Source organism: Pseudactinotalea sp. (assembly GCF_048594945.1).
Taxonomy (GTDB): domain Bacteria; phylum Actinomycetota; class Actinomycetes; order Actinomycetales; family Beutenbergiaceae; genus Pseudactinotalea.
Genome location: NZ_JBMDXJ010000486.1, coordinates 1 through 9,732 on the forward strand (window position 1 = coordinate 1; position 9,732 = coordinate 9,732).

The following is a 9,732-nucleotide window of genomic DNA, read 5'->3' on the forward strand; positions in this document are numbered from 1 at the left end:
CCGCGCTGCGTCACGATGGCCGGCGGCGCCTACGCCGATGAGCTGATCGAGATCTACGGGCTGGACCGCGACGAGGTGACGGCGCTCCGTGCGACCGTTCGCAGCGGCGACCGCGCACGCGCCGCTGAGCAGGTCACCGACCGCATGGCCGAGGCATTCGGGCTCGCGGGCAGCGCGGCCGACGTGGCCGCCGGACTGGCCAGGCTGCAGGAGTCCGGCGTGGACGAGGTCATCGTCAGCGTCGGAGGCAGGGACCGCGACGCGGTCGAGCAGCAGCTCACCGCACTCGCCTCGGAGGTGTACGCATGAACCAGGACAGTCGTGAACTCCCCGGTGCCGTGACCGTGCTCGGGACCGGTGCCGGCGCGCTCTCCAGCGCGATGGAGGCCTCGCTCGCGGGCGTCGATGTGACGGTGGCCGACTTCGAGCGCTTCCGCGGCAACATCGACGCGATCGCGGAGAGCGGCGTCATCAAGCTGAAGGCGCCCTGGCACGGCATCACCGAGGCACCGGCCACGGCCTCGCTCGACCCGGCGGCCGCTGCTGCGGCAGCGGACGTGATCATCGTCTCGGTGCCGGCGTTCGGCCACGACACCTTCGCCGAGCTGCTGGCTGCGCACGCCCGGCCCGGTACCCAGGTGATCTTTGCCGGTGAAGGCGGCGGCAGCCTCGCACTCGTGGCCGCGATGAACCGGGCCGGTCGAGCCGTCGATCTCGAGATCGCTGAGCTCAACAGCCTCCCTTACGGCGCGCGCGTGCGCGCTCCGGGCCTCATCACCGCCTCCCGCAAGGTGGGCGGCACGATCGCCGCCGGCATCCCCGCGGGCAACGCTGCCGTGCAGACCGCGTGCGCGCTGTGGCCCTCCGTCACCGCGGCCGAGAGCGTGCTGGAGACCGTGCTCCTCAACTTCAACGCGATTGACCACGTGCCCCCGATCCTCGGCAATCTCGGGGCGATCGAGGGCGGTGCCGGCAAGTTCCTGCTGTGGGGAGTCGGAGCGAGCCCCGCCGTGTCTCGCTTCATCGGCGCGATCGACGAGGAGCTGATCGAGATCCGCAGAACGCTGGGCTTCAGCAACCTGAAGGGGTACGAGGAGTACCTCGTGGAGCAGGGCTTCGCACCTGAGCTGAAGGATAGCCTGCACGCCACGCTGCAGTCCTCGGCATTCGCGGACTCGACGTTCGGCACCGGACCGAACGCGCTCGAGAGCCGCTACGTGACCGAGGACGTCCCCTATGCGCTCTGCCTGATGTCGTCGATCGGTGCCGAGGTCGGGGTTCCCACGCCGACGATCGACGCGATGATCCACCTCGCCAGCATCGCGACCGAGACCGACTACCGGGCGCAGGGCCGCACGCTTGCGACGTTCGGGCTCGCCGGGCTCGGGCGTGACGGGCTGCTGCGCGCGACCAGCACGGGGCAGTGGTGACGCACACCGCCGTCGACCTGGCAGGGATCGCGATCGAGGACCTTGATCGCGACCCCTACCCGGCGCGTGCCCACGTGAGTGACGGCGAGCTGCGGCTCGAGCCGGCAGGGCCCGGACAGGGAGCTGCAGACGCGCTCTTGCTGCCCGGCTTGGTCAACGCTCACGACCACCTGCGCTCGCTCGTGCCACCGAGCCGTGCGGGCGAGAGCATGTCGCTGGTCACGGCGATCGCCGCGGCCAACGACCTGCAGCTCCAGGTCGAGCCCGATGACTACCAGGTGCTCACTGCCCAGGCGGCCGCGCGGCAGGTGCGTGCGGGGGCTACCACCGTGGTCGACCACGTCTATCCGCTGCAGCGGCAGGGGCTGCTGGAGGCCGTCGTGGCCGGGCATCGCGCGGTGGGGATCCGCGGCTATGTGGCCCTCGGGGTGATGACCCGCGGCAAGGCGGGGCTGTGCACCTCGGTGCAGGATGTCGTCGACCTGGCCGAGCGCGCAGCTGACACGCTGCTGCCGAAGCAGCAGCTCTACCTCGCCCCGGTCTCGCTGCGACAGAACGAGGCGGATGACTACGCGCAGGTGGCGCGGGCGGCGCAGCGCCTGGGCCTGCGCACCTACACGCACATCGCCGAGCTGCCCAGCGAGGTCGAGGCGTGCGTGGCCGAGCACGGCAAGCGGCCGATCGAGCTGCTCTACGATGCCGGGTTCCTGATGCCGGGGACGGTACTGGTGCACGGCGTGGTCCCCGACGATCGTGAGATCGACCTGATCGCCAGCAGCGGAGCCGCGCTGGTGTACTGCCCCACAAACCACCTGAGGTTCGCCAAGGGGTTCGCCCCCGTCGTCGACATGATCGACGCCGGGGTGCCCGTGATGCTCGGCGTCGACGGCATGGAGAGCATCTTCCATGAGATGAGGCAAGCCGTCTACGCACAGGGACAGGCGCGCTCGGTGCCCGGTTCCCTGGGCTCGGCGCAGGCCTTCGCCATGGCCACGCGCACGAGCGCCGACGTGCTCGGCCTCCCGGCCGGGTTCGACGGCGGAGATTGTGTCCGGCTCGACACATCGGGTCCGCAGTGGCACCCGATGGCCGATCCGGTGTGGTCGGTTGTGCACCGCGGTGCACCCGCAGATGTCACCGACGTGGTGGTGGCTGGGCGGCCGATCCTTCGCGACGGCGAGCTGGTCGAGGTCGACCAGACCGCTCTCGCTCACGAGGCAGCAGACGTCGCGCAACGCCTCGCGCGGCGGGCAGGTCTGCAGGTGCCTCACCTCTGGCGGCCCACGGCCGCCACGTCCCCCTCGCAGCACGACCAGCAGAAGGAACTCTCATGAACGTCAACAAGCCCCTCAGCAGGCGTCGCCTGCTCGCGCTCGGCGGCGGTATGGCCGCCGGCATGTCGCTGGCCGCGTGCGGTACCGGCCCCTCGACCGGCGGCGGCGAGGGAACCACCGGCGGCGACGGAGGTGCCGGCGGTGGCGGTGGTGGCGGCACCCTCGAGCTCTGGGGCAACACCGCGAACGTGGGCGATGGCGACTCCCCGCTCGCGCACGCCGCGGCAGCATTCGGCGAGGAGTTCGGCGTCACGATCAACCTGCAGGGCATCTCCACGCAGGACCTGGTGCCGAAGCTGACGACCACGGCTGCCGGAGGCTCGGGACCCGATATCGCGATCGTGGACGTGTCCTCGATCGCGCAGCTGGCCGCGGGTCAGGTGGTCGCCGACATCTCGAGCCAGGCTGCCGAGGTCTCAGGCGACTTCACCGAGGAGCTGCTGGCCGGCTCCGCGTACGACGGCAAGCAGTACGGCTTGCCGTACACGACCAACAACGTGGCGCTCTACTACAACGTGGCCATGCTCGACTCGGCCGGCATCGCGGTGCCGACCACGTGGGACGAGCTGCGCCAGGCCGCGATCGAGCTGACCGGCGGAGAGCAGTACGGCTACATGTTCGGTGCGCAGGGCCAGGGAGCGTTCCTGTTCTGGCCATGGCTGTGGCAGAACGGCGGCCAGATCCTGAAGGACGACCTCACCGAGGCCACGTTCGCGAGTGATGCGGGGCTCGAGGCCTTCGAGTTCTACGCGGGCATGGCGATGACCGACAAGGTCGCGCCGCCGGAGTTCATCGCCTCGAACGCGTCGTGGGACCAGTATGTGGCTCCGTTCGCCCAGGAGCGGGTGGCGATGATGGCGATCGGCCCGTGGGGCACGTTTCCGGTTCAGGAGGCCAACCCCGACCTGGAGTTCGCGATCGCCCCACTTCCGGGCAAGTCGTCGAACGCGACGGTGCTCGGTGGTGCGGCGATCGCCGTGGGGCAGCATGCGCAGAATGCCGAGATGGCGTGGGAGTTCGTGCGCTGGATGACCAGCAGCGATCAGATGCACTACATCCAGGACACCGGGAACATCCCCGGCCGCACCGAGGTCATCGAGTCCGCCTGGGCGGCCGAGGACCCGCTGCGGCAGGTGTTCGTCGAGCAGATCGAGGTCGCTCGCGCCCGCCCGGCGCTGCCCACCTGGGGCGACGTGGAGTGGGGCGTGATGGCGAACATGTGGGACTCGGTGATTCAGGGACAGGCCGCCCCCGTTGACGCGCTCCTCGCCGCCGCGGACGAGGCCAACGCCGCACTGTCCGCGTGACCGTACTGTCCAGCTAACCGGGAGGTGGGCCGCTGCCGCGGCAGCGACCCACCCTCGGTACGAGCCAGGGATGACATGACCACACAAGCCACGGACGCGGCGCACGCGGCGGCCCGGCGCCGGCGCGTCTGGCGCCGCCGCCTCGAGCCGGTGCTGTACATCGCGCCGGCGTTCCTCGTGCTCGCCGCGATCATCGCGTTCCCGGTGTTCAGCGCGATCGGCACGAGCTTCCTCGACGCCAGCCTGCTGCGGCCTGGCCAGGACTCCTTCACCGGCATCGACAACTACGTCGAGCTGATTGCCGACCCGACGTTCAGGTCGGCCTTCGGGCGCACGTTCGTGTGGGCCGGCGCGGCGCTCGTGGTGCAGGTGGGACTCGCGCTCGCGATCGCCACCACGCTCAACAAGAAGCTGTTCGCGCGCGGCGCTGTGCGAACCACGCTGATCATCCCGTGGGTGGTGCCGACCGTGCTCGTCGCGCTGATCTGGCGCTTCCTGCTCGACCCGGTGTCCGGTCCCATCAACGACCTGCTGCAGCCGGTGCTGGCGAACCCGCCGATCTGGCTCGCCGACACCCGGTGGGCGCTACCGATCCTCGTGCTGATCAGCGCCTGGAAGTGGACCCCGTTCTCAGCCGTCATCATCCTGGCCGGGCTGCAGCAGATCCCGCGCGAGCTCTACGAGGCCGCGATGATGGATGGCGCGAACGCCTTCCGGCGCTTCACGAACGTCACGGTGCCGGCGATCCGGACGTCGCTGGCACTGGTCACGTTGACCACGATCTCGGGTGCCATCAACAACTTCAATGGCATCTGGATGTTCACCCGTGGTGGTCCCAACGGGGCTACCGAGATCCTCACCACGTACGCCTACCGAACCGCGTTCGTGCAGTTCGACTTCGGGAAGGCCTCGGCGATCTCCGTGATGATCTTCCTGATGATGCTCGTGCTGGCGGTCCTGTACTTCTACGCGGTCGAAGGTCGGACACCGAAGAAGCGAGGTAGGGCATGAAACGCGAGCGTCGCTACGCGTCCTGGGGGGCGCACGCCTTCGCCGTCGTCCTGATCCTGGGCGCTGTGCTGCCGTTCATCTGGATGCTGCTGTCCTCCTTCAAGACTGCGGCGGAGCTCAACGGCGCGGACAAGAGCTTGCTGCCGGCGAGCCTGTACCTCGGCAACTACGCCAAGCTCGCCGACACGAACTTCTTCAGCTACTTCGCCAACTCAGTGATCGTGGCCGCCGGCACCACCACGATCGCACTGCTGCTGGCGATCCTCGCCGGCTACGGGTTCGCCCGCTTCACATTCGTGGGCAATCGCGGCATGTTGCTGATCGTGGTGGCGGCGCAGATGTTCCCGGCCATCATGCTGGCGATCCCACTGTTCACGACGATCAAGTTGCTCGGGTTGCTGGACTCGCTGCTGGGTCTGATCCTCGTCTACACCTCGTTCGCGCTGCCGTTCTGCATCTGGTTGATGCGCAACTACTTCATGGCGGTGCCGGTCGAGACCGAGGAGGCTGCGCTCATCGACGGTTGTACTCGCGGCAAGGCGCTGTGGCGGGTCGTGCTGCCTCCGGCTCTGCCGGGTGTGATGGCGGCCGCGGTGTTCACCATCATCAACGCGTGGGAGGAGTTCCTCTACGCGAACACCTTCATCGACACCGACAGCAAGCGGACGTTGTCGGTCGGCCTCAACTCCCTGCTCGGTGAGTTCACGACGGACTGGGGCCGCATGCTCGCCGCCGGTGTGCTCGTGATGATCCCGGTACTCGTGATCTTCGGTTACCTGCAGCGGTACGTCACCGAGATCGCCGGTGGCGGGGTAAAGGGCTAGCGCATGATGCTGCTCTCCGGTGCCCACCTCGCCTCCGGCGATGTGGTGGATGTGATGCTCGACGGCGACCGAGTGGCCCAGGTGGGTCCGGTCGCGTCGTTCGGGGTGCCGGCCGGGGTCGAGGTGGTGGACCTGTCCGGCTACCTGCTCGCGGGTGCGTTCGCGGAGCCGCACGTGCACCTGGACAAGGCCTTCACGGTCGACGCGGTCGACAACCCCGCCGGCACGCTCGCGGGCGCGATGGCCGGGTACGGCGCGTTGCTGGCCACCGCCACGGATCAGGACGTGCGCGCCCGGGCTCGCCGGGCGCTGCTGCACCTGATCGCGAACGGCGTCACGGCGGTGCGTACCCACGTGGGATGCGGGCGGCTGCTCGGCACCCGGGCGATCGAGTCGGTGGTCGCGGTGCGCGAGGAGCTGCGCGAGCACGTCGGCCTCGAGATCGTGGCCCATATCGGGGGCCCAGGACCGGGCGAGAGCTGGGCGATGCACGCCGACCGCCTGCGCGCGGCGCTCGACGCCGGTGCCGATGCGGTGGGCGGCAACCCCGCGATCGAGGAGAACCCGGTCGAGGCGCTGCAGGCCTGCCTGGCGGTGGCCGCCGAGCGCGGCTGTCCGGTGGACCTGCACACCGACGAGACCACCGCCGCCGACGTGCTCACGCTGCGCGAGCTCGCGCAGCTCGCCGCGGCGGTACCGGTGCCAGTCACGGCGAGCCACTGCGTCTCGCTCGGTCAGCAGCCGGCGCAGGTCGCTGCCGAGGTGGCGAGCGCGCTCGCGGCGGCCGGTGTGGACGTGGTGACGCTGCCCGCGACCAACCTCTACCTCCAGGGCCGCGAGAACGTGCCGGCACCGCGAGGACTCACCGCGCTCGATGCGCTTCAGACCGGGGGTGTGCGGGTGGCCGCTGGTGGCGACAACGCCGGCGATCCCTTCAACCCAACCGGTCGGCTCGACCCGCTGGAGGCGGCAGCGCTGCTGGTCACCGCGGGTCACCGGTCGATCGAGCAGGCGTGGGCGATGGTCGGCTCCACGGCGCGCGCGGTGATCGGTGCAGAGCCTGCCGGTCCCGAGCCGGGTGCGCGCGCCGACCTGGTGGCGATCCGTGCCCGCTCGGTGCAGGAGGCGATCGCGCTCGCGCCCGCCGACCGGTGGGTGTGGCGAGCCGGCCGCCTCCTCTCACGTACGCAGGTTCGCCGCAGCGGCGTGACCGCGGAGCTCGACCGATGACCGGCGCTGCCACGGCGCGCCGTGAGTCGCTCTGGCGGGTCCCGCAGATCCGGGCGGTGTTCGCGATCAGCTTCGCGGGGCTGAGCAGCTTCTCGATCACGCTGGCCGCGCTGCCCACCTGGGCGGCGCAGATCGGCCACTCGGAGTCGGTGGTCGGCACGATCACGGGCGTGATGCTCGCCGTCACCGTGATCACCCAGCTCGGTACGGCGCGGCTGCTGCACCGCTTCTCCACGCGCACGCTGCTGCTGATCGGATCGCTGCTGCTGGGTGCGCCCACGCCGCTGTACCTGCTGCTGCCACAGCTGCCGAGCCTGTACGCGCTCTCGGCGATCCGGGGTGTCGGGTTCGCGATCGTGACCGTGGTCGGTGCGCTCGCGATCCCGCGTGCGGCGCCGCCGGAGCGGCGCGGCGAGGCGATTGGGATCTTCGGTCTGTCGGCGGCGATCCCGATGATGGTCGGCATCTCCGGCGGCGCGGCACTCGTGCTGGGCGGCTCGTTCACCGTGGTCGCACTCCTCGGTGCGCTCCCGCTGCTGGCGCTGCTCGCGCTGCCGTACGTCTCCGCCGAGGACATGGGGCGGGCGCCGCGGGCGACCGTGACTCTGCCGCGCGCGGCCTGGCGCCTGGCGTTCCCGGCCGGACTGCTGCTCGCGGTCACGGCTGCCGGCGGCGGGCTCGTGACACTGCTGCCGCTGCAGCGGCCCACCGGCGCCGTAGCCGCGATCGCGCTGCTGGTGTTCGGCGCCGTCGGCATGGTGGCGCGGTGGCGCATCGGTGCGGTGCTGGACCGCTCGGGCGGCGGCCGGGCGCTGCCGGTGCTGCTCGCGGCCGGGGTCGTGGGCCTGGTGCTCGCAGGCCTGACTCTGACCGGATCGGCCACCTGGTTGCTGATGCTCGGAGCCGGCCTGCTCGGGCTCGCCTACGGCGGCCTGCAGACCGTCACGCTCGAGATGTGCTTCCGGCGGCTGTCCGGCTCGGACGCACCCACCGCGAGCGCGGTCTGGAACGCGGCCTTCGACGCCGGCACCGGGGTGGGAGCGGCGGCGCTCGGCTTCGTCGGTGCCACGGCATGGGGCGGCACGGGCGCGCTGCTGCTGGGAGCGGCCGCCATCGCCGCGATCGGCGGTGCCGGGTTGGTCGCCTCTCGCCGACGGGCGAACCAGACTGGGACACCGGCGGAAGGGACCTGAGGATGATCATCACCGACGTCACGTGCGTCGAGTACACCGGCCACGTGCGACGCGACGAGCCGATCTTCGCCGACCGGCTGCGCCGCCCGACCGACTGCTACCCCGAGTTCCGTTCCGTGCCGGCGCAGCGGTTCCCGGAGGTGGCCGAGGGCACCTATGAGGTGCGGTCGATCTTCTTGCACGTGGACACCGACAGCGGGCTGCGGGGGAGCACCGCGCAGCTCTCGCCCGAGCAGGCCGCGATCGTCATGACGGTGCTCAAGCCGCTGCTGCTGGGGCAGGATCCGCTCGCGATCGAGCGGCTCTGGGACGTGATGTACCGCTCGGCGATCCACGGCCGGGCGGGCGCGGGGATGACCGCGCTGTCCGCCGTCGACTGCGCACTGTGGGACATCCGCGGCCAGGCGTTCGACGTGCCTGCGCACGTGCTGCTCGGCGGACCCACACGGGTCGATGTCGAGGTGTACGTGTCGACACTCGGGGACAGCCTCGAGCCGGGGCGCGTGGCAGCGCGTACGCGGGCGCTGGCCGTCGATGGCGTGCGTGCCGCGAAGTGGTTCCCGCGGTGGGGGCCCGAGGATGGCCGTGCGGGTGTGGCGAAGATCGTGGAGCTGGTGGGCACGATCAGGGATGCCGCGCCGGACATGGAGATCATGCTCGACGCCTGGAGTGGCTGGGACGTGCCGTTCACTCTCGACGTCGCAGCAGCCACGCGGGGCCTCGGGCTGTCGTGGATCGAGGAGCCGCTGCTGTCCGACCTGTCGGAGGGGTACCGGTCGCTGCGGCGACGCCTGCCCGAGGGCGTGCGGATCGTGGGCGGCGAGCACGAGTACACGCGGTGGGGCTACCAGCGGCTGCTCGCCGACGATGTCCTCGACCTCTACCAACCCGACCCGCACTGGGCCGGCGGGATCTCGGAGCTGACCAAGATCGCCACGCTGATCAGCGCCGCCGGCGGGCAGTTGATCCCGCACGGCCAGTCGATGCAGTGCAACGCCGCGCTCACCTTCGCCGCGGCACCGAGTCTGATGCCCCGGATGGAGTACCTGGTGCGACTGATGCCGATCTACCAGCACTTCCTCGCCCATCCGATCGTGCCCGACGGCGGTCGGGTCGCCGTTCCCTCGACGCCCGGCCTGGGCATGCGGCTGGCTGAGGAGAACATCGTGTCCGCGCGTGCGGTGGGGGCGCCGTGAGTCGCGTGCTGGTGTGTCTGTCGGATTACCCGCGCGAGCTGGTGGAGGGTTGGGTCGCGGGCACCGGCACCGAGGTCGTGACGGTGCCGGAGGGTGCCGACCTGGCGGAGTACGGCGAGGGTCTGCTGCGCCGGTTCGCCAACCCGGCCACCGGCCACACCACGACCCAGGTCTCCACCGACGGCAGTCAGAAGCTGCCGATCCGGT

At 70.6% G+C, this 9,732-nt stretch carries 10 protein-coding genes; all 10 read left to right on the top strand.

Going from position 1 to position 9,732, the window contains the following annotated elements; genetic code table 11:
- On the top strand, window positions 1–309 hold a 309-nt coding region (locus ACOJSN_RS21915), incomplete at its 5' end, for a hypothetical protein (protein WP_420114608.1).
- Window positions 306–1,430, top strand: a complete 1,125-nt coding sequence (locus ACOJSN_RS21920; protein ID WP_420114609.1) for an NAD/NADP octopine/nopaline dehydrogenase family protein — start codon at window positions 306–308, stop codon at window positions 1,428–1,430. The genes ACOJSN_RS21915 and ACOJSN_RS21920, both read left to right, overlap by 4 nt.
- Window positions 1,427–2,764, top strand: a complete 1,338-nt coding sequence (locus ACOJSN_RS21925) for an amidohydrolase family protein (RefSeq protein WP_420114610.1) — start codon at window positions 1,427–1,429, stop codon at window positions 2,762–2,764. The genes ACOJSN_RS21920 and ACOJSN_RS21925 overlap by 4 nt, the downstream gene beginning before the upstream one ends.
- A complete protein-coding gene (locus tag ACOJSN_RS21930) occupies window positions 2,761–4,071 on the top strand; it encodes an ABC transporter substrate-binding protein (protein WP_420114611.1) in 1,311 nt (436 codons plus the stop codon). The genes ACOJSN_RS21925 and ACOJSN_RS21930 overlap by 4 nt, the downstream gene beginning before the upstream one ends.
- Window positions 4,072–4,146: 75 nt before the next feature.
- Window positions 4,147–5,082: a carbohydrate ABC transporter permease gene (locus ACOJSN_RS21935; RefSeq protein WP_420114612.1), complete on the top strand. Its 936-nt coding sequence runs from the start codon at window positions 4,147–4,149 to the stop codon at window positions 5,080–5,082.
- Entirely contained in the window at window positions 5,079–5,906 is an 828-nt protein-coding gene (locus tag ACOJSN_RS21940; protein ID WP_420114613.1) for a carbohydrate ABC transporter permease, read from the top strand. Before ACOJSN_RS21935 ends, ACOJSN_RS21940 begins: the two co-directional genes overlap by 4 nt.
- A gap of 3 nt (window positions 5,907–5,909) precedes the next feature.
- The gene (locus ACOJSN_RS21945) at window positions 5,910–7,136 is read left to right on the top strand and encodes an amidohydrolase family protein (protein WP_420114614.1); all 1,227 of its coding nucleotides are present in this window, start codon (window positions 5,910–5,912) and stop codon (window positions 7,134–7,136) included.
- Window positions 7,133–8,329, top strand: coding sequence for an MFS transporter (locus ACOJSN_RS21950; RefSeq protein ID WP_420114615.1), 1,197 nt, complete (start codon window positions 7,133–7,135; stop codon window positions 8,327–8,329). Before ACOJSN_RS21945 ends, ACOJSN_RS21950 begins: the two co-directional genes overlap by 4 nt.
- Before the next feature lie 2 nt (window positions 8,330–8,331).
- Window positions 8,332–9,525, top strand: a complete 1,194-nt coding sequence (locus tag ACOJSN_RS21955; RefSeq protein WP_420114616.1) for an enolase C-terminal domain-like protein — start codon at window positions 8,332–8,334, stop codon at window positions 9,523–9,525.
- A partial coding sequence (locus ACOJSN_RS21960) for a hypothetical protein (RefSeq protein WP_420114617.1) occupies window positions 9,522–9,732 on the top strand: 211 nt, incomplete at its 3' end. The genes ACOJSN_RS21955 and ACOJSN_RS21960, both read left to right, overlap by 4 nt.